The sequence below is a fragment of the Bradyrhizobium zhengyangense genome, assembly GCF_022012435.1.
In the GTDB taxonomy this organism is placed as follows: domain Bacteria; phylum Pseudomonadota; class Alphaproteobacteria; order Rhizobiales; family Xanthobacteraceae; genus Bradyrhizobium; species Bradyrhizobium zhengyangense.
Genome location: NZ_JAKLUA010000004.1, coordinates 418,298 through 443,034 on the forward strand (window position 1 = coordinate 418,298; position 24,737 = coordinate 443,034).

The 24,737-nt window shown below is 65.4% G+C and carries 20 protein-coding genes and 1 other RNA gene; 3 read left to right on the plus strand and 18 right to left on the minus strand.

What is annotated here, in order from left to right; translation table 11 throughout:
* Positions 1-290: 290 nt before the first annotated feature.
* The 16 genes from ftsZ to rsmH all read right to left on the minus strand — a co-directional run bounded on the left by ftsZ (position 291) and on the right by rsmH (position 20,110).
* Positions 291-2,081 carry a cell division protein FtsZ gene (ftsZ, locus tag L6637_RS16285; protein WP_237865933.1) on the minus strand — a complete coding sequence of 597 codons (1,791 nt, stop codon included), beginning with the start codon at positions 2,079-2,081 and terminating at the stop codon, positions 291-293.
* A gap of 87 nt (positions 2,082-2,168) precedes the next feature.
* The gene (gene ftsA, locus L6637_RS16290) at positions 2,169-3,491 is read right to left on the minus strand and encodes a cell division protein FtsA (protein WP_237865932.1); all 1,323 of its coding nucleotides are present in this window, start codon (positions 3,489-3,491) and stop codon (positions 2,169-2,171) included.
* A complete protein-coding gene (locus L6637_RS16295; protein ID WP_237865931.1) occupies positions 3,488-4,504 on the minus strand; it encodes a cell division protein FtsQ/DivIB in 1,017 nt (338 codons plus the stop codon). Before L6637_RS16295 ends, ftsA begins: the two co-directional genes overlap by 4 nt.
* A gap of 348 nt (positions 4,505-4,852) precedes the next feature.
* A complete protein-coding gene (locus L6637_RS16300) occupies positions 4,853-5,839 on the minus strand; it encodes a D-alanine--D-alanine ligase family protein (RefSeq protein ID WP_237865930.1) in 987 nt (328 codons plus the stop codon).
* A 128-nt stretch (positions 5,840-5,967) separates the two neighbouring features.
* Positions 5,968-6,888: a UDP-N-acetylmuramate dehydrogenase gene (gene murB, locus L6637_RS16305; RefSeq protein WP_237871320.1), complete on the minus strand. Its 921-nt coding sequence runs from the start codon at positions 6,886-6,888 to the stop codon at positions 5,968-5,970.
* Between the two features lie 4 nt (positions 6,889-6,892).
* Positions 6,893-8,296, minus strand: coding sequence for a UDP-N-acetylmuramate--L-alanine ligase (gene murC, locus L6637_RS16310; protein WP_237865928.1), 1,404 nt, complete (start codon positions 8,294-8,296; stop codon positions 6,893-6,895).
* Between the two features lie 117 nt (positions 8,297-8,413).
* Positions 8,414-9,514 (minus strand): undecaprenyldiphospho-muramoylpentapeptide beta-N-acetylglucosaminyltransferase, encoded by a 1,101-nt coding sequence (gene murG / locus L6637_RS16315; RefSeq protein WP_237865927.1) that lies wholly within the window; start codon positions 9,512-9,514, stop codon positions 8,414-8,416.
* A gap of 145 nt (positions 9,515-9,659) precedes the next feature.
* Positions 9,660-10,811 carry a putative lipid II flippase FtsW gene (ftsW, locus tag L6637_RS16320; protein ID WP_237865926.1) on the minus strand — a complete coding sequence of 384 codons (1,152 nt, stop codon included), beginning with the start codon at positions 10,809-10,811 and terminating at the stop codon, positions 9,660-9,662.
* A 180-nt stretch (positions 10,812-10,991) separates the two neighbouring features.
* The gene (locus L6637_RS16325; RefSeq protein ID WP_237865925.1) at positions 10,992-11,384 is read right to left on the minus strand and encodes a hypothetical protein; all 393 of its coding nucleotides are present in this window, start codon (positions 11,382-11,384) and stop codon (positions 10,992-10,994) included.
* A 2-nt stretch (positions 11,385-11,386) separates the two neighbouring features.
* Entirely contained in the window at positions 11,387-12,784 is a 1,398-nt protein-coding gene (gene murD, locus L6637_RS16330) for a UDP-N-acetylmuramoyl-L-alanine--D-glutamate ligase (RefSeq protein ID WP_237865924.1), read from the minus strand.
* 10 nt (positions 12,785-12,794) lie between these two features.
* Positions 12,795-13,898 carry a phospho-N-acetylmuramoyl-pentapeptide-transferase gene (mraY, locus tag L6637_RS16335; protein ID WP_237865923.1) on the minus strand — a complete coding sequence of 368 codons (1,104 nt, stop codon included), beginning with the start codon at positions 13,896-13,898 and terminating at the stop codon, positions 12,795-12,797.
* A 159-nt stretch (positions 13,899-14,057) separates the two neighbouring features.
* A complete protein-coding gene (locus L6637_RS16340) occupies positions 14,058-15,437 on the minus strand; it encodes a UDP-N-acetylmuramoyl-tripeptide--D-alanyl-D-alanine ligase (RefSeq protein ID WP_237865922.1) in 1,380 nt (459 codons plus the stop codon).
* Positions 15,434-16,906 carry a UDP-N-acetylmuramoyl-L-alanyl-D-glutamate--2,6-diaminopimelate ligase gene (locus L6637_RS16345; RefSeq protein ID WP_237865921.1) on the minus strand — a complete coding sequence of 491 codons (1,473 nt, stop codon included), beginning with the start codon at positions 16,904-16,906 and terminating at the stop codon, positions 15,434-15,436. The genes L6637_RS16340 and L6637_RS16345 overlap by 4 nt, the downstream gene beginning before the upstream one ends.
* An 82-nt stretch (positions 16,907-16,988) precedes the next feature.
* Entirely contained in the window at positions 16,989-18,728 is a 1,740-nt protein-coding gene (locus tag L6637_RS16350; RefSeq protein WP_237865920.1) for a peptidoglycan D,D-transpeptidase FtsI family protein, read from the minus strand.
* Positions 18,725-19,117 carry a cell division protein FtsL gene (gene ftsL, locus L6637_RS16355; RefSeq protein WP_237865919.1) on the minus strand — a complete coding sequence of 131 codons (393 nt, stop codon included), beginning with the start codon at positions 19,115-19,117 and terminating at the stop codon, positions 18,725-18,727. Before ftsL ends, L6637_RS16350 begins: the two co-directional genes overlap by 4 nt.
* 3 nt (positions 19,118-19,120) lie before the next feature.
* Positions 19,121-20,110 (minus strand): 16S rRNA (cytosine(1402)-N(4))-methyltransferase RsmH, encoded by a 990-nt coding sequence (gene rsmH, locus L6637_RS16360; RefSeq protein ID WP_237865918.1) that lies wholly within the window; start codon positions 20,108-20,110, stop codon positions 19,121-19,123.
* Positions 20,111-20,622: 512 nt separating this feature from the next.
* Here rsmH and L6637_RS16365 point away from each other — a divergent pair.
* Positions 20,623-21,405, plus strand: coding sequence for an N-acetylmuramoyl-L-alanine amidase (locus L6637_RS16365; protein WP_237865917.1), 783 nt, complete (start codon positions 20,623-20,625; stop codon positions 21,403-21,405).
* 100 nt (positions 21,406-21,505) lie between these two features.
* Positions 21,506-22,528: a D-cysteine desulfhydrase family protein gene (locus L6637_RS16370; protein WP_237865916.1), complete on the plus strand. Its 1,023-nt coding sequence runs from the start codon at positions 21,506-21,508 to the stop codon at positions 22,526-22,528.
* Here L6637_RS16370 and L6637_RS16375 read toward each other — a convergent pair.
* Positions 22,525-23,757, minus strand: a complete 1,233-nt coding sequence (locus tag L6637_RS16375) for an RNA polymerase sigma factor (protein ID WP_237865942.1) — start codon at positions 23,755-23,757, stop codon at positions 22,525-22,527. The two genes, L6637_RS16370 and L6637_RS16375, sit on opposite strands and share 4 nt — an antisense overlap.
* Positions 23,757-24,107, minus strand: a complete 351-nt coding sequence (locus L6637_RS16380) for a YciI family protein (RefSeq protein WP_237865915.1) — start codon at positions 24,105-24,107, stop codon at positions 23,757-23,759. The genes L6637_RS16375 and L6637_RS16380 overlap by 1 nt, the downstream gene beginning before the upstream one ends.
* Before the next feature lie 150 nt (positions 24,108-24,257).
* On the opposite strand from L6637_RS16380, the gene rnpB reads away from it, so the two are divergent.
* An RNA gene (rnpB, locus tag L6637_RS16385) (RNase P RNA component class A) lies at positions 24,258-24,684 on the plus strand.
* The last annotated feature ends 53 nt before the right edge of the window (positions 24,685-24,737 follow it).

Genomic DNA, 24,737 nt, shown 5'->3' on the forward strand with positions numbered 1-24,737 from the left:
ATCTCCGTATCCCCAAGTCACGGCAAACCATAGTCACTGCCTCAAAGAGCGCCAACTCACGCTTTTTTACCGATTGTTACCCCAAACCCGCCGTATTCGCGCCAAGGCTTAACCAAATTGCACCTGGGTTTGGGGCCGTTATTGGCAGCTTTACTGAAACACCCAACAGGTAATTAATGATTTAAAATCAGTTGCTTGAACGTGCAATCCGGATATGCACGGGGAATAGGAAAAGGCCCCGGCGAGCATCCCGCCGGGGCCTTTTTGCGTCTGCCTTATTGTAACAATTCTCAGGTCGCCTGCCGCCGCAGGAAGGCCGGGATATCAAGATGGTCGTCTCCCTGTGGCGTCGGCGCAACAGGTGCCGGGCGGCCATGGGCGTCGAGTCCCTGCGGCGCGGGCCGGCGGGCATACTCCGAGACCGGCTCGTTGGCAGCGATCTGCTGCGCTACCGACCGCTGCGGCTTGCGCTCGGGCAACGCCGGCATGGCGGGGCCAGCGGTGCGAGCCGCGATCGGCGCCTCGGTTTCCTCGTCGCGACGGCCGAGGCCAACATTGGCGAGGCGCTGGAGCAGCGACAGGCGGGTCTTCTGGGGAGTCTCTTCTTCCACCTCGCCACGAGCCTGACGAAGCTCGGCCTGGGCCGGCATCGGCAGCTCGTCGAGGCGCGGCATCCGGGGCGCGCGAGCCGGGGCGCGCTCGGCCTGCGGCGGGATGAAGGTTTCCGGCGTCATCGGCTCCTGGATGGCAAGCGGGGCCTGCTCAGGTTCCGGAAACAGGGTGGGCTTCTGCGCGATCGGACGCACGGTGACGTCGCCGTAAGTCTGCGGCGCGGGCGGGACTTCGGAAACGGCCGCTGCAATGGCGGCGAGCGCAGCACGCTCGACATTGGGACGGGCGGCGGGCGCAGCCGCGACCGGTGCGGCGGCCGGGATCTGCGCCTCCATCTTCTGGGCACGCTCGGCCAGGCGCTGATTGTCGGCGCGCAGGCGCGCGGTCAGGTCGGCGAGACGGCTCTCGGCGGCAGCGGCCGGAGCCGCGGGAGCCTGCTGCACCTGCTGCGGCGCGGCGTTCGCGACCGGAGCCGAGGTCGCCTGGCTGTTGCGGGCGATCGCGGCCTGCTCGATGCCGGTGGCAACGACCGAGACGCGGATCAGGCCGTCGAGCGCTTCGTCGAAGGTCGCGCCGACGATGATGTTGGCGTCCTGGTCGACTTCCTCGCGGATGCGGGTCGCGGCTTCGTCGACCTCGAACAGGGTCAGGTCCTTGCCGCCGGTGATCGAGATCAGGAGGCCCTTGGCACCCTTCATCGACGAATCATCGATCAGCGGATTGGCGATCGCGGCTTCCGCGGCGGTCAGCGCGCGCTTGTCGCCGGAGGCCTCGCCGGTGCCCATCATCGCCTTGCCCATCTCGCGCATGACGGCGCGGACGTCGGCGAAGTCGAGGTTGATCAGGCCTTCCTTGACCATCAGATCGGTGATGCAGGCGACGCCCGAGTAGAGCACCTGGTCGGCCATCGCGAAGGCGTCGGCGAAGGTGGTCTTCTCGTTGGCGACCCGGAACAGGTTCTGGTTCGGGATGATCAGCAGCGTGTCGACGACCTTGTGCAGCTCGTTGATGCCGGCTTCCGCGGTGCGCATGCGGCGGCCGCCCTCGAAGTGGAACGGCTTGGTCACGACGCCGACGGTGAGGATGCCCATGTCGCGCGCGGTCTTGGCGATGACGGGAGCTGCGCCGGTGCCGGTGCCGCCGCCCATGCCGGCGGTGACGAACACCATGTTGGCGCCAGAGAGATGGTCGCGCAGCTCGTCGATCACTTCTTCAGCAGCCGCCGCGCCGACGTTCGGCTGCGAACCCGCGCCGAGCCCTTGCGTCACCGCGGTGCCCATCTGCACGATGCGCTGTGCCTTCGACATCGTCAGCGCCTGCGCGTCGGTGTTGGCGACCACGAAGTCGACGCCCTGAAGGCCCGCCGTGATCATGTTGTTGACGGCGTTGCCACCGGCGCCGCCGACGCCGAACACGGTGATGCGGGGCTTCAACTCGTGAATATCAGGAACGTTGATGCTGATGGTCATGTTTGCCTCTCGATCACGCGCGCGTGGGTTCGCCCCGGCCTGCGGCCGCGGGAGTTGGTGAAATCAGACATTTGCGGAAATGGGTCATCAAAAGCCCTCGCGTAGCCATCGTCCGACCTTTCCGAAATAACCGCCGGTCCCTGTCTTGACCTGCTGCCGCGTATGCCGCGGTTCGACATGTTCGAGGTGAACATATTGCGGGTAGACGAGAAGTCCGGCCGGCACCGCGAACGCGGCGTTCTTCGCCTCGTTGGGCAGCCGGCCAAAACCGAGCGGACGTCCGACCCGCACGGGCCGGCCGAGAATTTGCGTTCCAAGCTCGACGAGGCCGGTGAGCTGCGAGGCGCCGCCCGAGAGCACGACACGGCCTTTGGGCTCTGCCGCGAAGGGCGAATCCTTCAGCTTGTCCCGAACCATTTCGAAGACTTCCTCGGCACGATGCTTGACGATGTTGGCGATGGTGGCGCGCGAAACGATCTGCGGCAGATCCTGATCGTCACCGGCTGTCGGTACAGACATCAGCTCACGCGAGTCCGATCCACCGGTGATAACGGTGCCGTATAACGTCTTGATTCGCTCGGCATCGGCAATGGTCGCCGAGAGTCCGCGCGCAAGATCCATCGTGATGTGTTGCCCGCCGACCGCAAATCCGGCCGCGTGCACGAAGCGGCCGCCGGAATAGACCGCGATCGTGGTGGTGCCCGCGCCCATCTCGATCACGGCGGCGCCGAGATCGGCCTCGTCGTCGGTCAGCACCGACAGGCCGGCCACATATGGGCTCGCTGCCATGGCTTCGACATTGATGTGGCAGCGTTCCACCGCCAGCATCAGATTCCGCGCCACGGTGGCGTCGCAGGTGACGACATTCATGTCGACGCCGAACTGATGCGCGACCATGCCGCGGGGATCGCGGATGCCCTTGACGCCGTCGAGCGTGTAACCGACCGGCAGCGCATGCAGCACGGTGCGGCCCTCGCCGGTGGCGTGGCGCATGCCGGTGGAGGTCACGCGGCTGACATCGGCCGGCGTGACCGCGCCGCCGCGGATATCGGCGGCAGCTTCGACCAGCTGGCCGGAGAGCCTGCCGCCGGAAACGGACAGCAGCACGGACTCGACGCGTACTTTCGCCATTTTCTCGGCAAGCCCTACGGCTTGGCGCACCGCCTGCTCGCATTCGGCGAGATCGACCACCGCGCCGGCCTTCATGCCGCGCGACTGGATCTGGCTGTAACCGATCAGTTCCACCGCATGGGTGCGGCCTTGCAGGGCTTCGCTCGGCGCCGACGGCTTCAGCCGCGCGATCATGCAGGCGATCTTGCTGGTGCCGATGTCGAGGCAGGCAACAAGGCCGCCGCGCTTGTGCGAGATCGGGCGCGTCTTCGGCGTCTGGGTGCGATCAAGACCGGTCATGCGGCGTCCCCGGCCTTCTTTTTCTTCTTGTCCTTGAACAGATCCTCGCGCGCCTTGGCGGCGTCATCGGACAGCTGCACCACCAGACGGTCGGGCAGGCGCATGTCGATCGCGACGATGTCCTTCGAGAACAGCCTCTCATCCTTGTCGAGCTTGGAAAGCGCGGCGAGTGCGTTGCCGACGTCCTGCTCCGGCAGGCGGACGTCGAGGCCGTCCTTCAACCTCAGGTTCCAGCGCCGCTCACCGACATAGATCGCGGCCTTAGTCACCGAATTCACCTGCGGATAGCGCGCCAGCAGCGCCAGGAAGTCGCGGGCCTGGGTGTCGGCGCCCTTGCCGACCACGAGCGGCAGGGACAGGAACCGGCGCGAGACATAGGGCTCGAGCAGCGCGCCGTCGTCGGCGATGACGGAGAGCCGGCCGGCCTCCTGCCACAGCGCGAAGGCCTTGCGCTCGGTGATCTCGATCATGAGCTGGCCCGGGTAGAGCTTCAGCACGGTCGCGTCCGCAATCCAGGGATTGGCCTTGAGCTTGTCGCGGACGTCGTCGGCATCGAGGAACAACAGCGAGGAGCGGCCGCTGACCCCACCGATCGCGAGGATCTCGTCCTGGCTGAGCTGCTTGCGGCCGTTGATCACGACCGAGGTGATGCGGAAGCCGGCCGAATTGGCCATCGCGTTGCGCGCGTCGCTGACCGCGGTGATGAAATCCTGGAGATGGCCGCCCTTGACGATGCCGAGGCCGCAACTGCCGATCAGCAGCAGCACCGTCATCGTGATCCCGACCCGGCGCGGCAGATAGCGCTCGACCAGCGCCACCAGGCGCGGCGGCGGCTCGCGCTCGACGACAGCCTTGGCCTTGATTTTCTGCTTGCTGGCGGCGCGCTTCTCAGCACGCTTCTCCTGCACCCACTCGCGCAGAAGCACGACCGCTCCGATAGCGGCCGCCTTCAGGTCAGCTTGGGGCCTCAGCGATCTCATAAACGATCGGGTGAGGCTTCCTGCTCCATCCATTGCACGAGCTCGTCAACAGTTTGCCCACGACATCGCGTGGGTCCTGGCGAACATGACGTCTCGGACGTGCCGGGCCGGGTGATGGTCTTCAGCAGAAGAAACCGCTCCCCTTCAAAGCGTTCGCCGATCGGGAACAATCCGAAACGGTTCACGCGCCGGCAGCCCAAACGCCATATGCGCCGCCAGCGTTAACCTTCGGACGTCCTGGTAAACAAAAGGTAAAGTTCGTTAACGCGGCGTGCTTTTTGCCCAACCTTGTGAGGCGTTTATGCCACGATCCCCGGCATTTTACCGGTTTTGGCCACCAAACCGGGCGTTTTTGCCGGTTCGGCCGTTAACCAATCCTAACTATTTCCGCACCCGCCGCTCGGCGAGCTCGATCAGGCCGCGGAGGAAGTCGACGAAGGCGATGCCCTCGGCTTTCAGCGCCTTGGGGTAGAGCGAGGACTTGGTCAGCCCGGGCAGCGTGTTGGTTTCGAGATAGACCAGCCCCTTCTCCGAGACGATGAAGTCGGAGCGGGAATAGCCGGTGCAGGACATCGCCCGGTGCGCCAGCATCGCCTGGGTCTTGAGCGCGGCGGTGATTTCGGGCGTGAAGCGGCCGGGGCAGATCTCCTGGGTCGTCGACAGCAGATATTTGGCGGCGTAGTCGAAATTGCCCTCGCCCGGAATGATCTCGATCGGCGGCAGCGAGACGATCGATCCATCCAGCCGCTCCAGCACGCCGCAGGTCGCCTCGATGCCCGCGATGTAGGGCTCGATCACATACTCTTCGTGCTTGGCGGCGTTGCGAACGGCGATGAGATCCTGCTTCGCGTTGACGAAGATCAGGCCGTAGCTCGAGCCGTCGCGCGCCGGCTTTGCGATCAGCCTTCCATGGTCGGCGAAAGCATCATCGATATCCTCGAGCGCAATGCCCACAGGCGGCGTCACGCCGCCGAGCGCGGCAAAGCGCTTGGCCGCGATCTTGTCGAAGGCAAGATGGGAGGAGGCCGAGCCGGAGCCGGTGAACGGCACGCCGCGCGTCTCGCACATCAGCTGCAATTCGCCGTTCTCGGCGCAGCCGCCATGCAGGCTCAGCACCAGCACGCGATCTTCCGCCTTGGCCTGGTCGAGCGCTTGCGCCAGCGGAATGCCACGCGTTCCTGGCTTGAACTCGTCTTCGAACGGCCTGACATGTTCGAGCAGTTGCTTCGATTGCACGACATGCACCTTGTCCTCGACGTCCCAGAACCAGAGATCTGCCTCGGGCAGAGCCTGGTGCAGCGCCTGGGCTGAAGCGACCGAAACCAGACGTTCGCGATTGGAGCCGCCGAAGAGGATGGTGATGCGCATGTTTTTTGGTCCGTCACCTGTCTATGTTCGTCATTCCGGAGCGATGCGCAGCATCGAACTATGGTTCGCACTTGCGCACCTGAGAATCTCGGGATTCCGGGTTGCGCTTCGTGCCCCCGGAATGACGCTCACGCGGAAACCCCGATCCGCTTGATTTCCCAGTGCAGCTCGATTCCGGAATTTGCCTTCACGCGTTCGCGCACGGTCTCGCCGAGCGTCTCGATGTCGTGCGCGGTGGCCTCGCCCGTGTTGATCAGGAAGTTGCAGTGCATCTCGGACACCTGGGCACCACCGACCCGCAAACCACGGCAGCCGGCAGCATCGACAAGTTTCCAGGCGGAATGGCCCGGCGGATTCTTGAACGTCGATCCGCCGGTCTTTTCGCGGATCGGCTGCGCGGTCTCGCGGTGGGTCTGCACCTCCGCCATCCGCGCGCGGATCGCCTCCGCATCCCTGATCTCGCCGCGAAAGCGTGCGGACGTAAAGATGATCGAGGGATCGACACCGCTGCTGCGGTAGACGAACTTCATATCGGCGTTGGAGAAGACGTGCTTGGTGCCGTCGCGCCCGACCCCGCGCGCCTCGACCAGCACGTCCTTGGTCTCGCCGCCATTGGCGCCCGCATTCATCCGCAGTGCGCCGCCGATGGTACCGGGAATGCCGAAGTAGAATTCGAGCCCACCGATATTGGCGCCAGCCGCGACCTCCGCGACGCGCTTGTCGAGCGCGGCCGCCCCTGCGGTGACGACATCCCCACTCGCCGTCGCCTCACCGAAAGCGCGCGGCGCCAGCCGGATCACCACGCCCGCAATGCCGCCGTCGCGCACGATCAGGTTGGAGCCGACGCCGACGACATAGACCGGGACGTCGCTGGCGAGATGCGCGAGGAAATAAGCGAGATCGTCCTCATCCGCCGGCGTGAACAGCACCTGCGCCGGCCCGCCGACGCGAAACCAGGTCAGCTCGGCCAGCGACTGGTTCGCAAGCAACCGACCGCGCAAGTCTGGCATCGCGGCTTTGAGTGAGGGGGTGATGTCGGGGAAGCTCACTGCTCTACCCCAGCGCCTTCAACTGATCCGGCAGCGCATAGGCCCATTGCGTGATGTTGCCGGCGCCGAGACACACGACCAGATCGCCCGACTTGGCGAGCCCTTTGACGATGCCCGGAAGCTCCGTCGCTGCCGGCAGCGGGATCACCTCGCGATGGCCATGCGCGCGCAGGCCCGCGACGAAATGCTCGCGGTCGATGCCGTCGATCGGCGTCTCGCCCGCGGCATAGACGTCGGCGACAACAACCGCATCGGCATCGTTGAAGCAGGTGCAGAATTCCTCGAACAGCGATTGCAGGCGGGTGTAGCGATGCGGCTGCACCACGGCGATGATCTTGCCGTTGGTGGATTCCCGCGCCGCCTTCAGCACCGCCGCGATCTCGACGGGGTGATGGCCGTAATCGTCGATCACCGTGACGCCGTTCCACTCGCCTGTTTTGGTGAAGCGGCGCTTGACGCCGCCGAAGCCGGCGATGGCTTTACGGATCGCATCGTCCGACACGCCGAGCTCGCGCGCAACCGCGATTGCGGCCGTCGCGTTGGAGGCATTGTGGCGACCCGGCATCGGCAGCATGAGATCGGCGATCTCGGGCACGGCGCCGGTCTTGCGATCGCGGAATGCGACCTTGAATTTCGAGCCGCCACCCATCGGGGCGAGATCGAGCAGCCGCACGTCGGCCTGCGGATTCTCGCCATACGTGATGATACGCCGATCCTCGATCTTGCCGACGATGGTCTGCACCACGGGATGATCGATGCACATCACGGCAAAGCCGTAGAACGGCAGGTTCTCGACGAAATGGCGGAACGCATCCTGCACGGCATCGAACGTCTTGAAGTGATCGAGATGCTCGGGGTCGACATTGGTGACGATCGCGACATCCGTCGGCAGCTTCAAGAACGTGCCGTCGCTCTCGTCGGCTTCCACCACCATCCAGTCGCCGGCCCCCAGACGCGCGTTGGAGCCGTAGGCGTTGATGATGCCGCCGTTGATGACGGTCGGATCGAGCCCTCCGGCATCGAGCAGCGTTGCGACCATGGTGGTCGTCGTGGTTTTGCCATGCGTGCCGGCAATTGCGACGCAGCTCTTCAGCCGCATCAGCTCGGCCAGCATCTCGGCGCGGCGCACCACGGGAATGCGACGCTCGCGCGCCGCCATCAGTTCCGGATTGTCGCGCTTGATCGCGGTGGAGACGACCACGACCTCGGCGCCATCGACATTCTCGGCCTTATGGCCGACCGAGACCTTTGCGCCCTTCTTGCGCAGGCGGTCGAGATTGTAATTGTCGGAGGCGTCCGAGCCCTGCACGGCATAGCCGAGATTGACCAGCACCTCGGCGATGCCGCTCATGCCGATCCCGCCGATCCCGACGAAGTGGATGGGTCCGATCTCGCGCGGCAGTCTCATGCTCTGTTCCCTGACCTCGCCGCCTTGCGCAGGCGGCGTCTGGATCACGGCCAAATCAGCCGCGCCGTCCTTACTGGATGCCCCGCTTTGGAAGACGAAGACAAGGGCTTTTTCGCGTCAGATTCCCGCGACTTTGACCACGAGATCGGCCAGCCGCTCGGCGGCGTCGAGCCGGCCTGCCGCTTTCGCCGCGGCAGCCATGGCGGCAAGGCGCGCCGGCTCGGCGGCAAAGGCGGAGATCTCCGAGGCGAGCCGATCGGAGGTAAATTCGGTCTGCGGAATACGAACCGCGCCGTCGACCTTGGCCAGCACGCCCGCATTGGCGAACTGGTCCTGGTCGATCGAGCCCGGCAACGGCACCAGGATCGAGGGCCGCCCGATCGCGGCCAATTCGGCCACAGTGCCCGCGCCGGAACGCGACACGATCAAATGGTTGGAGGCGAGACGCGCCGGCAGATCGGTGAAGAAAGGCGCGAGCTCCACCTTGATCTTGAGCTTGTCGTAGACCGCGCGCACGCGCGTCATGTCCTCGTCGCGGACCTGCTGGGTGAGGACGAGCCGCCCCCACAGCGCGGGCTCGAGCCGCTCGATCGCATCGGGCACAATGTCGGCCATGATGCGTGCGCCCTGGCTGCCGCCGACAACGAGCAGACGCAGCGGTCCGTTCACTTCCGGTGCGGCATAGGGCACGGCGGCGGCCGCAAGGACCGCGGGACGCATCGGCGTGCCGACCGTCGTGGTCTTGCCCGCGAGCGCAGGATCGCGGTCGAGCACGCCCGGCAACGACGTTGCGATGGCCTGGACGCGGCTCGACAGGAAACGGTTGGCGCGGCCAAGCACGGCATTGGCCTCGTGGATGATCCCAGGCACGCCCGCGAACTTTGCCGCAACCAATGGCGGCAAGGTCGGGTAACCGCCGAAGCCGACGACAGCAGCGGGCTTCAGCCGCTTGATCAGCCGGTAGGCAGAGAGCGTGCCGGTCGCGAGCGTGAGGCCGGCATAGACGAGTTGCAATGGATTGCGGCCGCGCGCGGTCTCGCTCGCGACAACGTCGATCATGTCCTTGCTGAACAACCCGCTATAGCGCAGCGCGCGCTCGTCGGTGACGAGACGCACGCGAAAGCCGCGCCGGATCAATTGGACGCCGAGCGCCTCGGCCGGAAACAGATGGCCGCCGGTGCCGCCCGCGGCGAGAAGAATCAAGGGGGAGGTGTCCATGACGATGCCTTTTACAAGGTCTTTCCCGTCATTGCGAGCGAAGCGAAGCAATCCAGAATCGCTTCACGGGGATAGTCTGGATTGCTTCGTCGCTTCAGTGCAAAATTGCTCTGCAATTTTGTCACGAGCTCCTCGCAATAACGGCTTACGCGTAGCTGCGCATCGCCTCGGCGTGGCCGCTGGCCTCGACCTCGGTGCGCGGGCGCAGGCGCGTCAGGGCCAGCATCATGCCGACGCCATAGGAGAGCGACACGATTGAGGAACCGCCGTAGGAGATGAACGGCAGCGTCATGCCCTTGGCGGGAATGAGCTGGAGGTTGACCGACATGTTGATCGCCGCCTGCACGCCGAACAGGATCGCTAGCCCAGAGGCCGCAAAGCGCGAGAACATGTCCTCATTGGCATAGGCGCGCGACAGCGTGCGGATCACGACGAAGGCAAACAGCGCCAGCATGGCGAGGCACAGGATAATGCCGAACTCTTCGGCGGCAACCGCGAACACGAAGTCGGTGTGACTGTCAGGCAGGCTGCGTTTTGCAATTCCCTCGCCCGGTCCCAAGCCGAACCAGCCGCCGTTGTAGAAAGCCTCCATCGCGGTATCGACCTGGAAGGTGTCACCTGAAGCCGGATTCATGAAGCGCTTGATGCGGCCGGCGACGTGCGGGACGAACAGATAGGCGCTGAACAGGCCGGCCGCGCCGAGGCCGGCAAGGCCAAACACCCAGATCATGCGCATGCCCGCGATGAAGAACAGCGAGCCCCACACCATCAGGATCAGCATGGTCTGGCCGAAGTCCGGCTCCATCACCAGCAGGGAGACGAGCATCAGCAGCAGTACAAGTGCCATTGAGGTCGCCGGCATCTCCGGCCGCTTGGTCGATTCCGCGAACAGCCAGGCCGCGATGACGACGAAGGAGGGCTTTGCGATTTCGGAGGCCTGGATATTGATGCCGAGCAGCGTGATCCAGCGCCGCGAGCCCTTCACTTCGGGGCCGACCGCGAGCGTCACCACGATCAGGATGATGCTCAGCGTGAAGATGATCAGCGCCGAACGGCGGATCGTGCGCGGCGACAGAAAGGAAACGCCGAGCAGCACCATGAAGGACGGCGCCAGGAACATCACGTGACGGCTGAAGAAATGGAAGGGATCGAGGCCGATACGGGTCGCGACCGATGGGCTCGCCGCCAGTGACAGGATGACGCCTGTCAGCATCAGCAACAGGATCGCGCCGAACAGCGGCTTGTCGACGGTCCACCACCACTCGGAAAAGGGGGTGCGTTCTTCACGGGAGAGCATGGGCGGCCGCTTTCGGACAGAGGTCCGTCCATTGGTCGCCGAGGTTGGTTACCGGGAGGTTAATAGACCGTTCAAGTTTTGAAGAGTCTCGTGCCCCGGACGCCGCGCAGCGCGGCGCCTCTTCGCGGCGCGGTGCGCTGCAGAGCCGCGCGCTGCACCGCGTCCGGGACACGAGAGGCCTTACTCATAATTGATCGCGACGTCACCCGCGCGCTGATCGCGCTTGTAGACCTCGCCTGGCTCTGGAATGAAACCGATCCTGACCGACCGCTCGCTGCTCCAGGCGACCACGACATCGAGATGCCCGGCCACGCTGACAAAGGTCGGTGTGTCCTCGGGCGAGAAGGTCCGGCCGCGCGCCACGAGGCTGGCTTGCGTACTGTCGGTTGCTCCGCAGGTCTTCCAGACCACGACAACCAACTGACCACCGCCCGGGGAGGCAAATGCACTTTGACGAACGACGCGGCACGCGCCGAATTGGTGCATGAGGCTGTCAACGAGGACGACACCCAAAAAACCCATCGGAATAGCAAGAGCAGCGACGACAATTGCGATCCGGCGTCGCCGCGACATGCTCACACCGCCGGCTTCACGCCCGGCAGCGCCTGCACCAGCTCGCGGAACTTTGTGCCGCGGATCTCGAAGTTGCGGTACTGGTCGAATGAGGCGCAGGCCGGCGACAGCAGCACGACCGCGTCGGCAAGACCCGATGCTTCCGCGTCGCGCGCGGCGTGCTCGACAGCAACGTCCAGCGTCTGGCTGATCTCGTGCGCGACCGTACCGAGTGTGCCGGAAAACTCCGGCGCGGCCTCGCCGATCAGATAGGCCTTGCGGATGCGCGGGAAGAAACCGGTCAAGCTGGTGATGCCGCCCGCCTTGGGCTTGCCGCCGGCGATCCAGAAGATGTCCGCGAAGGACGACAGCGCATGCGCTGTGGCGTCGGCGTTGGTGCCCTTGGAATCGTTGACGAACAGCACATTGCCGCGGCGGCCGACCTGCTCCATCCGGTGCGCCAGGCCCGGAAAGCTGCGCAGGCCGTTCTGAAGCACGTCGAGGCTGATGCCCATCGCGAGCGCGGCTGCGGCGGCGCAGGCGGCGTTCTGCGCGTTGTGCAGGCCGCGCAGCGAGCCGATGCCGCCAAGCTTGGCGATCTCGTTGCGGGCGCCGCCGGAGGTGCGCACGATGGTTCCGTGCTCGACATGGATGCCTGAAGCGAGCGGATTCTTGACGGAGATGCGCACCACGTTCTTGCCGGCGCGGTCGAGCCGATCGGCAATGTCGCGGCAATAGCCGTCATCGACGCCGACGATCGACGTGCCGCCTGCCTGCACGTTCGCAACCAGGCGCTCCTTCACTTCAGCGTAATGCTCGATGGTGCCGTGACGATCGATGTGATCCTCGCTGACATTGAGCAGGATGCCGACGGAGGGATCGAGCAAGGGCGTGAGGTCGATCTGATAGGACGACATCTCGATGACATGGACGCGGCCCGTGCGCGGCGGCTCCAGCGACAGGATCGCGGTGCCGATATTGCCGCCCATCTGGGTGTCGTAGCCGGCGACCTTGGTCAGATGCGCGATCAAGGCCGTCGTTGTCGACTTGCCGTTGGTACCGGTGATGGCAACGAACGGCGCGTTCGGGGCGTGACGGCGCCGCTCGCGGCAGAACAGCTCGATGTCGCCGATCACCTCGACGCCCGCCTCGCGCGCCTTCAGCGCGCTCCAGTGCGGCACCGGATGGGTCAGCGGCACGCCGGGCGCAAGCACCAACGCTGCGAAATTGTCCCAGGCAACATTGCGCAGATCCGCGGTGATGAAGCCGGCCTGCGCCGCCTTGGCGACGTTCTCGGCATTGTCGTCGGCAGCGATCACCTCGGCGCCGCCGGCCTTCAGCGCACGGCAGGAGGCGAGCCCCGAGCCGCCGAGGCCGAACACCGCGACCGTCTTGCCGGCGAAGGATGTGACGGGGATCATTGCGGGACCATCACCGCAGCTTCAGCGTGGAGAGACCGGCGAGTGCCAGCATCACCGAGATGATCCAGAAGCGGATCACGATCTGCGGCTCGGTCCAGCCGAGCTGCTCGAAATGGTGGTGGATCGGCGCCATGCGGAAGATGCGCTTGCCCGTCAGCTTGAACGACACCACTTGCACGATCACCGAGACCGCCTCCAGCACGAACAGGCCACCGATGACAGCGAGCACGATCTCGTGCTTCACCGCGACTGCGATCGAACCCAGCATGCCGCCGAGCGCGAGCGAGCCGGTGTCACCCATGAAGATCGAGGCCGGCGGCGCGTTGAACCAGAGGAAGCCGAGACCGGCGCCGATAAGCGCGCCGCAGAGCACCGCGAGCTCGCCGGTGCCCGCGACATATTTGATCTGGAGATAGTCGGCGAAGACGGCGTTGCCGGCGAGATAGGCGATCATCGCAAAGCTCGCGGTCGCGATCATCACGGGCACGATGGCAAGGCCATCGAGGCCGTCGGTGAGATTCACCGCATTGCCGGCCCCGACGATGACGAAGGCGCCGAACACGACGAAGAACCAGCCGAAATGCAGCACGGTGTCCTTGAGGAAGGGGATCGTCAGCGCGGTCGACGCGGGATCGCGGTTCAACCGCACCAGCGCGTAGCAGGCGACCAGCGCGATGATGGCCTCGATCAAGAGGCGCAGCTTGCCGCCGAATCCGCTCGTGGTCTGCTTGGTCACCTTGAGGTAATCGTCGTAGAAGCCGACGAAGCCGAAGCCGAGCGTCACCGCAAGCACGATCCAGACGTAAGGATTGAGCGGATTGCACCAGAGCACAGTGGCGACCGTCAGCCCGGACAGGATCATCAGCCCGCCCATCGTGGGCGTGCCCTTCTTGGCCAGATGCGATTGCGGACCATCGGTGCGGATCGGCTGGCCCTTGCCCTGACGGATGCGCAAGTGATCGATGATCCAGGGCCCGAACAGGAACACGAACAGCGCGCCGGTGACGATCGCACCGCCGGTCCGGAAAGTGATGTAGCGGAAGACGTTCAATACGGTGCGTACCGCACCGAAGCTCGGAAATGTGTTGGAGAGCTCGATCAGCCAGTAAAACATTCAGTCGGTCCTATGGCGCCTTTCGCACGCGGCCTTCGCGCAGGCCTCAATCTCTCACGCACCTTCTCTGGTCTTCATCATGGGGTCGGCGACCTCAAAGAAACCGGACGGCGGCGCGCCGCAAAGGGTGGGATTCGGGAACTGCGCCTTCCAAGCAGTTTACGCCTTTGCCTGCAAGGCGGCCACTAGGCCCGGCACAAACTTGTTGACCCAGAACATCTTCTTGCTGCCCTTGACAACAACGACATCGCCTGCCTTCAGCAAGTTAGCGACCTCGCTGGCCTTCAGCGTGGCGGGATCGTCGTGCCAGCCGAGCCCCTTGCCTGATGGAAGCGTGTCGAAGAGGTGACGCATCAGCGGCCCGACGCAATAGATGCCGTCAATGCCGTCGAGATGCGAGGCCAGCGCGGTGTGGTAGTGCGGGGCATCGTCGCCCAGCTCCAGCATGTCGCCGAGCACGGCAATGCGGCGACCGCCGGTCATGTTACGCGCCTGAAGGCTCTGCAGCGCGGCGGCCACGCTCGCCGGATTGCCGTTGAAGCTGTCGTCGATCACGGTGACGCCGCCGACCGCCTGCTCGACGCCGCGGCCGGTCATGATGCCGACACGATCGAGCTTGATCGCGAGCGTCGCGACATCGAGATGCGCGGCATGAACAGAGGCGAGCGCGGCCAGCGCATTCTGTACGCGGTGCGGCGCGCCCGGCGTCAGGCTGAAGGCAATCTCCTTCCTGCCGATCGCGGCCACGACCTGCCAGCTCTCGCCATGCGGCGCGTGCTTGACCTCGTGCACCTCGGCATGCTCGCCGAAGCGCACCACCTTGCCCTTCCATTCCGACGCCTTGAGCCCGGCGGGAAGCACCAGCACGCCGTTCTCGGGCAGGCCGAGCGCGATCGACACTTTTTCGCGTCGGATCGCCTCCAGCGAGCCGAGCTTTTCGAGATGCACCGGCTGGACGTTGACGACCAGGGCGACGGTCGGCCGCGTCAATTCGCTGAGCCGCGCGATCTCGCCCGTCTGGTTCATGCCCATCTCGACGACCCAAAGGCTGGCGTCAGGCCGGGCATTGCACAGCGTCAGCGGCACGCCCCAGAAATTGTTGAAGCTCGAGGGGCTCGCATAGGCATTGGGATAGGCAGCGAGAAATTCCTTGGTGCTGGTCTTGCCGGCGCTGCCGGTGAGGCCGATGACCGGGCCTTTAAAACGCGCGCGCGCGGCGCGCGCGAGGCCCCAGAGGCCGTCGATCAGCGTATCCTTGACGATGATCTGGGGAATGCGGATGCCCGCGATCTCGTGCGGCACGATCATGGCGACTGCGCCTGACGCTTCCGCCTTGTCCGCGAACTCCCAGCCGTCGCGCGCACTGGCGAAGGCCGAGATGAAGCCGCCGCTCGGCGTGCCTGATAGCGCCACGAACAGGCCGCCGGGCTTCACCAGGCGGCTGTCCTGGGTGACGAAGTCGATCGGGGTATCAGGGAATGATCCAGACACGCCCAGTGCACGCGCCACCTCGGCAACCGTCCATAATGGCCCGCTCATGCGACCCTCGTTGCTAATGCGGCGGCGACCGCCTCGTGATCACTGAACGGCAGGACCTCGTGGCCTACGATCTGCCCGATCTCGTGGCCCTTGCCGGCGACGAGCAGCGCATCGCCATCTTCGAGCTCCTCGATCGCAGCGCGGATCGCGGCCGCGCGGTCGCCGATCTCTCGCGCGCCCCTGGCGGCGGCGAGGATCGCGGCGCGAATGGCTTCCGGCTTCTCGCTACGCGGATTGTCGTCGGTGATGATGACGAGATCGGCGTTCTCCGCAGCAACCTGCCCCATGATCGGGCGCTTGCCGGCGTCGCGATCGCCGCCCGCGCCGAACACGACGATCAGTCTTCGTTTGGCGTAAGGCCGCAGCGCCTGCAACGCCTTCGCCAGTGCATCGGGCTTGTGCGCATAGTCGACGAAAACAGGGGCGCCATTGCGCTCGCCGACGCGTTCGAGCCGGCCCTTGGCACCTTCGAGATGTTCGAGGCTCGCAAACACGTTGGTAGCATCGCTGCCGGTGCCGATCGCAAGGCCGGCCGAGACCAGCGCGTTCTCGATCTGGAATTCGCCGACCAGCGGCAGCCGCACCGCGTGATGCTTGCCGCGATGTTCGAGGGCTAGCTTCTGCGAAAAGCCTTCGACCGTGGCCTCGACGAGACGGATGCCCTCGCCGGCCCCATCGCCGTAGCGTCCTACCGCCATCACGCGCAGACCGCGCGTCTTCGCCGCATCGATCGCCTCCGCCGAGCAATCATGATCGGCTGAGATCACCGCAGCGCCACCTGATGGAATGAGCTCACGAAACAGCCTGAGCTTTGCCGCGAGGTAGTGCGCAACAGTCGGATGATAATCCATGTGGTCGCGCGTGAGATTGGTGAAGCCGCCGGCGCAGACGCGCACGCCGTCGAGCCGATATTGGTCGAGGCCATGCGAGGACGCCTCGAACGCAAGATGCGTCACGCCTTCGCGCGCGATCTCATCAAGTTGCCGATGCAGCGCGATCGGATCCGGCGTGGTCAACGAACCATAGACGGTGCGCTTGGGCGAGACGAGGCCGATGGTGCCGATGCTGGCCGAAGCATGCCCGAGCCGCTCCCAGATCTGACGCGTGAACGCGGCCACCGAGGTCTTGCCGCTGGTGCCGGTCACCGCCGCGATCGTCGCAGGCTGTGCCGGGAAAAATCTGGCCGCCGCCAGCGCGAGCGCGCGGCGCGGATTGGCGACCGTGATGAACGGCACCTTGCATCCGTCGGGTGCGTGATCCCCAACCACGGCCACAGCACCGGCCGCAACGGCCGCGTCGATGAAGCGCGCCCCGTCGGTCTTGCTGCCCGCAAGTGCGAAGAAGAGATCGCCTGGCTTGACCACCCGGCTGTCGAGCGCAACGCCTGTCACATCGAGCGCCGCAACGGCGGGCTCGATTGCGGCATCATTGCCCAGAATATCCTGACCTATGAGGTCGCGCAGCTTCATGGTCTTCCAGTTGCCGCGCCGGAAAAGCCGAATCCTGAGGGAAAATCCCCGACTCAGCAGCGGCTGCGGCCTACCCGATTGATTACTGGGTTGTCCTGGATGCTGCAAGAATAAGGCGGTCCGCGGGCGGCAGGTCGTAGCGGGGCTCGATGCCGAGCAGCGGCCCGATACGGGTGATGACGTTGCCGGCCGTCGGAACGGCGTTCCAGCCCGAGGTGATGAAGCCGTAGGTCTCCTTCAGCGGCTGCGGCTCGTCGAGCATGATCAGCAGCTGGTACTTCGGCTTGTCGGCCGGCAGGATCGCGGTGAACGCGGTCAGCACCTTCTTCTTGGCGTAGCGGCCGTTGACCACCTTTTCCGCGGTACCGGTCTTGCCGCCGATATAGTAACCGGGAACGTTGGCCTTCTTGGCGGTGCCGATTTCAGCGTTCAGCCGCATCAGGAACCGCATCTTGTCAGACGTCTCGGGCTTGATCACGCGCTTTGCGATCGCCCGCGCTTCCTCTTCGGTGCGCTTGAGGAAGGTCGGCGGAATCAACAGGCCGCCATTGGCCAGCGCGCTGACGCCCATCACGGCCTGCAAGGGCGCCACGGCCATGCCGTGGCCGAAGGCGATAGTGATGGTGTTCAGATCGCCCCAGCGTTTCGGCACGATCGGCGAGGCGCTTTCCGGCAATTCGGTCCGCAGCCGCTCGAGCTGGCCCATCTTGCGCAGGAAGGCCTTGTGGGCTTCTACGCCCTGCGACAGTGCGATGCGCGCCGCGCCGACGTTGGAGGAGAAGGTGAACACTTCCTTCATGTTCAGGAAGCGCCCCTTCGGCTCGTCGTCATGGATCGCGAACTTGCCGTAGTGCAGCGGCCCGCGCGCATCCCACATCGAATCGAGGCCGTACTTGCCGGTATCGAGCGCCATTGCGAGCGTGAAGGCCTTGAACGTCGAGCCCATCTCGTAGACGCCGGTGGTCAGCCGATTGATGCGATCGGGATCGTGGGCTTCCTTGGGATTGTTCGGATCGAAATCCGGGACCGACACCATGGCTATGATTTCGCCGGTGTTGACATTGGTGACGAGACCGGAGGCCGCCTTGGTGTGGAACTTTTCCTTGGCCTTCAGCAGCTCGTCGCGCAACGCGTGCTCGACGCGCAGATCGACCGACAGCTCGACCGGCTTTTGCAGGCGGTCGGTCGCAAAACCGGCGCGGTGGAGATCGGCGAGGCCCTGGTTGTCGAGCCACTTCTCCATGCCGGCGATGCCCTGGTTGTCGATATTGACGAGACCGATGAGGTGGGCGACTTCGTTGCCGGTCGGATAGACCCGCTTGTTCTCGCGCAGGAAGCCGATGCCGGGAATGCCGAGCTTGTGGATGTCCTGCTGCTGCTTCGCCGTAATCTCGCGCTTCAGCCACACGAAACCTTTTCGCGACGACAGGCGCTCGCGCACCTCGGTCTCGTCGAGGTCGGGCACGGTCGCGGTCAACAGCTCGATTGCCTCATCCTTGTCGATGATGCGGCGCGGCTCGCCGAACATGCTGGCGGCCTTGACATCGGTCGCGAGGATCGCGCCGTTGCGGTCGACGATGTCGGGCCGCGCGGTCGCGACCACTTCCTGCGAGGCGGCGCGGCGCGCACTATGGGCGTCGGCGCCGATCGCGAACATCACGAGCCGACTGCCGATCAGGGCATAGACCATGGCAAAGGCGACCATCGCCAGCCCGACACGCGCGCGCGCCTTCGCGGCGCGATCGACATTGCGCCCGTAGAGCAGGCTGCGGATCAGACGCTGGCGCCACGGTTCGGTCGGTTTGGCCGGAACAGCGCTCATTGCTTGTCCTCGGGCTGCGGCACCGAGCCCGTCACGCTGTCGGGATCGCTCGCGGCTTCGATGGTGTTGATCATGGACCCGATCGGATCAGGCTCGCCCGGCCGGAACATCCGCGGCGGACGGTCGGGCAGGTTCTTCAGTGAGTCATATTGCGTGCCGTTGACGGGCTTGAGCGGCAGATGCCGCTCGACGAGGCCTTGCAGGCGCAAGGGCGCATCGAGCCTGGCCCATTCGGAGCGCAACTGCGCGATCGCATCGCGCTGCTCGCGGATCTCCGCATGCAGCCGCAGCACCTTCTCGGTGCGCGCGGTGGAATCCATCTTGATCCGGTAGACATAGGCCGCCGCGAAAATCAGCGCGCCGATGACGAGAAGGTGGATGAAGCGCATCTGCTAGCCGCCCCTCATCACGTCGGAGAGTTTTGGCCAGGACGATGGCTCGTCGTCGGCATGCACCGGCGCCGAAGTGCGTTCGGCGGCGCGCAGCTTTGCGGAACGCGCCCGCGGATTGTGCGCAACTTCTTCTTCGCCGGCGATCACGGGCCGCCGCGTCAGAAGCTGGAAGCTCGGCGCTGTTTGCGCCACCTCGGGCAGATGCCGCGAGCCGCCGCCGGTCTTGGCACGCAAGCTAAGGAAATTCTTGACGATGCGGTCTTCAAGCGAGTGGAACGAGACCACAACGAGACGGCCACCAGGCTTGAGCACATGCTCGGCGGAAGCAAGCGCGGTCTGGAGCTCTTCGAGCTCTTCGTTGACGAAGATGCGCAGCGCCTGGAACGTTCGTGTTGCCGGATGAATATCGCCGGGCTTCGAGCGCACCACGCGTCCGACGAGATCGGCGAGCGCGCGCGTGGTGGTGAACGGCGTCTCCTGCCGGTCGGCAACGATGGCGCGGGCGACGCGGCGCGAATGCCGTTCTTCGCCGAAGAGATAGATAATGTCGGCGAGATCGCTCTCCGAGGCGCGCGCGACAACATCGGCGGCCGTCGGCCCGGTCTGCCCCATCCGCATGTCGAGCGGACCGTCGAGACGGAACGAGAAGCCGCGGCCGGCCTGGTCGAGCTGCATCGAGGACACCCCGACATCCATCACGACGCCGTCGACCGCATCGATGCCTTGCGCGGCGCAGACCTCGGCGAGGTTCGAGAAACGGTCTTCGACCAGCGTCAGCCGGCCGCCAGCGCGCGCGACCAGCTCGGCGCCGCCGGAGATCGCGGTGCGATCACGATCGATCGCGATGACGCGGGTTCCCGGTACATCGAGTATGGCGCGGCTGTAGCCGCCAACCCCGAAGGTGGCATCGACGTAGATGCCGCCCTGGCGCGGCGCGAGATGCTCGATCGCCTCACGGCCAAGCACGGGAATGTGCGGCGCATCACTCATGCGCCGCACCCGTCGGACGGACAGGTGAAATCGGGGGCGAGCAAGCCCATCACGCCTCGAATAACTCCGCGTCGCGGCGGTTCCACGACAAAGCCCCAGTTCAGCAAGCGCACCGCGTCCGGTCGTCCCGGGCGGCAGACCCGGTGTTCCCAGCGGAATATGTCGGGCTGCCATGGGATTTCGAGCCAAAAGCGCTTTTGGCCGCCTCCGGACGCGGGTCGGCTCTTCACCTCTCAGTAACGGCGCTTAGCGTTAAGAAAGCGTTGATCGGCTCATTACATCTCGAAAAGGTGCTTGGGTGGTGATGCGTCGTCCACACACTGGGCCCAAAATGCACGCGTTAACTGACCTGCGCGATTGCGCGGACCGGACAGTAAAGAAATAGTAAAGAGAAGGGCTTGGCCCACTCGTCCTCCGATTCTGAGCTGTTTATGTCGTCCGGTCCGTCCACACCGTCTGGAACTGATTCGAAGCGTCAGCGCGTTCTCCCGGTTCCAAAGGCCGCAGCGAGCATGCGGACGTTCGAGCCGGATTCGTCGATCGTCTCCGACATCATCCCTTCGCCCAATCACGGCGACCGCAACAAGGGACGGCAGGTGGACATGATCTTGCTGCACTACACCGGCATGCCCGACGTCGAGGGCGCGCTGGCGCGGCTGTGCACGGCCGGCACCGAAGTGTCGGCCCATTATGTCGTGCTGGAGGACGGCCGCATCGTGCAATGCGTGCCGGAATCGCGCCGCGCCTGGCACGCCGGCGTCTCGTCCTGGGCCGGCGAAGACGACATCAACTCCTGCTCGATCGGGATTGAGATCATCAATCGCGGCCACGACTGGGGCTATCCGGAATATCCGCTGCGCCAGATCGCCGCCGTGATCGCGCTGTGCCGGGGCATCATGCTCCGCCGCAAGGTAACGCCGCAGCGGGTGCTCGGCCATTCCGACGTCGCGCCCGCGCGCAAGAAGGATCCCGGCGAAAAATTTCCCTGGCATTCCCTCGCCAATTCCGGTGTCGGCCACTGGGTGACGCCGGCGCCGATCGTGCGAGGCGAAACCCTGATGCTCGGCACCATCAGCGACGAGGTGCTGAGCCTGCAGCAGGCGCTCGCCCGCTACGGCTATGGCGTGCCGCTGTCGGGCAAATACGACGCATCGACCATGGAAGTCGTCACCGCCTTCCAGCGCCACTTCCGCCCCGCGCGCCTCGACGGTGTTGCCGATCACTCGACGCTGTCGACCTTGCAGGCGCTGCTGGCGAGCCTGCCGGCGGATGGGACTGCTGCCGCGTCGAAGTAGCGCGTCCCAGAGTTCGCCTGAATGTGATCGCACTATCGTCCCTGCAATTCCCGACGTCGGGCTATGGTCAGATCGTCGGACACACGGGACGAGGCAAACGATGCCTGGGGATCGCAAGCCGCTGATCGACCGCCTCGCAGCCTTTCCGCGCCTGGGCCTCGCCAATCTTCCCACGCCGCTCGAGCCAATGAAGCGACTGACGGCTCATCTCGGCGGGCCGCGGCTGTGGGTCAAACGCGACGACGCGACGGGGCTTGGCTTCGGCGGCAACAAGTTGCGCAAGCTCGACTACGTCCTGCACGATGCAGTCTCGAAAGGCGCGGACACGATCGTCTCAGGCGGTGTCGTGCAATCGAATAGCCAGCGGCAGGTCGCGGCAGTTGCGGCAAAGCTCGGTCTGCCCTGCCATCTCGCCGTCTATCACGGCCGGCTCGCGCCGCCGACACCGGAATACGAGACCTCGGGCAATGCCTTTCTCAATCGGCTGTTCGGCGCGCATCTGCACGACGTGCCCTGGACCGGCGACCGCAATGCCGCCATCCGCACGCTCGTCGACGATCTCCGGACGAAAGGACGCAAGCCATATTTCGTGCCCTACGGCGTCTCGAATGTACTGGGCGCGGTTGCCTATGCCACCACGATCGCCGAAATCGCGCAGCAGGCGGCGCTGTCTGGCTTCAAACCATCCGCGATCGTGCATTGCTCCGGTAGTGCCGGCACGCAGGCTGGTCTCATCGTCGGCGCGGCCATCTCCATGCCGGACACGAAAGTCATCGGGATCGACATCGATGCCGAGCCGGCGCGGGTGCGCACTGACGTGGTGGGGCTTGCGCGGCAAGCGGCGGATCTGCTCGACGCAGATTTCGACGAGGCCTTGGTCGAAGTGGTCGCCGGTCACGCCGGCCCAGCCTATGGCGTGCCGCACGCGGCTACGATCGAGGCGATCCGGCTCGCCGGACAAACGGAGGCGCTCGTGCTCGACCCCGTCTATTCGGGCAAAGGGCTCGCCGGCCTGATCGCGATGATCCGGATGGGGCGTTGGCGCAATGACGAGGACGTCATCTTCCTGCACACGGGCGGCGCCCCCGCCCTGTTCGCCTATCAGAGTGCGCTCGGCATCTAGTCGAGCTCCCGCAGCCGCCGCGCATACAGCCGTCGCAACGGCTCGAGCTGGGTCGCCTCGCTCGCCACGCGATAAGCCTCGCGCGCGTCATCCTTGCGGCCGAGCCGTCGCAGCAGATCGGCGCGCACCGCCGGCAACATCTCGTAACCATCGAGGCCGCCACGCGCGGTGATCGCGTCGACGAGATCGAGCGCGCGGGCGGGGCCGTCGACCATCGACACGGCGGCGGCGTGGTTGAGCTCGATCACCGGTGACGGGCTGATGCGCAACAGCACTTCATAGAGCCCGGCGATCTGCGGCCAGTCTGTCGCCTCGAAGCTCGGCGCGCGGGCATGCAACGCGGCGATCGCGGCCTGCACCGCATAGGGCTGCGGCCGGCCCGGCACGCGCAGCGCGTCATCGACGAGGCGCAAGCCTTCCTCGATCTGCGCGCGATCCCAGAGCGAACGGTCCTGCTCTTCCAGCAGGACGATGTCGCCGGCCGCGGTCTCGCGGCCGGCGCGGCGCGCATCGTGCAACAGCATCAGCGCCAGCAGGCCCTTGATCGCGGCGCGATCCGGCATCAGACGGTCAAGCAAGCGCGCCAGCCTGATCGCCTCAGTCGCGAGATCGGGCCGCATCAGGTCCGTGCCCGAGGTTGCGACATAGCCTTCGGTATAGACCAGATAGATCACGGCAAGCACGCCGTCGAGCCGAGGCGCCAGCGCGTCGCGCTCCGGCACCTCATAGGGAATGCCGGCGAGCCTGATCTTCTGCTTGGCGCGGACGAGGCGCTGCGCCATCGCATCCTCACCAATGAGGAACGCGCGCGCGACCTGCGCGGCGGAGAGGCCGCAGACGGTGCGCAGCGTCAGCGCGACCTGGACCTCGACCGCGAACGCCGGATGGCAGCAGGTGAAGATCAGCCGCAGCATGTCGTCGTCGAGCACCGCGGGCGGCTCAGCCGGCGTATTCGCGTTGAGCTCGAGCTCATGCAGGAGCGCCTGCTGCTTGCCGCGAAAGGCGGCCTGGCGCCTGATGCGGTCGATCGCCTTGTTGCGGCCGACATTGACCAGCCAGGCGCGCGGATTGTCAGGGATCTCGCACGCCGACCAGCGCTCCAGCGCGACCGCGAACGCATCCTGCAGCGCGTCCTCGGCCAAATCGAAATCGCCGACGAGGCGGATCAGGGTGGCCAGCGCCCGCCCCGCCTCGTCGCGGAAGATCTTGTCGATGTCGCTCGGTGCGATCAATTGTAGATCATGACCGGCCGGACCTCGATCGAGCCCCGCTTCGCCTCGGGAATTCGCGCGGCGAGCGCAACGGCATCGTCGATATCCTTGGCTTCGACCAGATAGTAGCCGCCGAGCTGCTCGCGCGTTTCCGCGAACGGGCCGTCGGTGGTCATGGTCTTGCCGTCGCGAACGCGCACCGTGGTCGCGGTCGTCGTCGGCTGCAGCCCATCGCCGGCCTTGAAATGGCCGCTCTGGATGATCGACTGGGTGTAGGCGCCGTATTCTCCCATCAGCTTCTGGCGGTCGGTGGCGCTCATGTCGGTCATGTAGTTTTCGTTCCGGTAGATCAGCAGCAGATATTGCATCGCTTTACTCCTGTGCTTCGGCTGGATCGCCGACATCCAGTCGAACGGGGTCCGCGCCCAACGACATCTTCAGGATAAATTATTTCCGCCGCCGCGTGCGCCACGATCTTGGCTTGACGAAACCGTCACAAATGCCCATTGCCTTGTCAGTCAGTCGGCCGGACGGCCGCTCCGGCAAGCGCCGAAAGGCCGCCGGGGAGGAAAGTCCGGGCTCCCTTGACATACGGTGCCGGATAACGTCCGGCGGGGGCGACCCCAGGGAAAGTGCCACAGAGAACGAACCGCCCCGCTTCGCCTTCGGGCTTCGCGGGGTAAGGGTGAAAAGGTGCGGTAAGAGCGCACCGCGGGTCCGGCAACGGAGCCGGCATGGTAAACCCCACCGGGAGCAAAACCGAATAGGGACGGCATAGCGGGCTGTTCGCGAAAGCGATAACGCCGCGGGGCGATGTCAGGCCCGCCGTCCGGGTAGGTTGCTCGAGGTCATGTGCAAACATGGTCCCAGAGGAATGGTCGTCACGTATCGTTTGCGCAAGCAGGCGGTGCCCTACAGAACCCGGCTTACAGGCCGGCTGATATCTTGCAACGAGGGGTTCGATGCCAACGCATCGGACCCCTCACCAATTTTGGGCG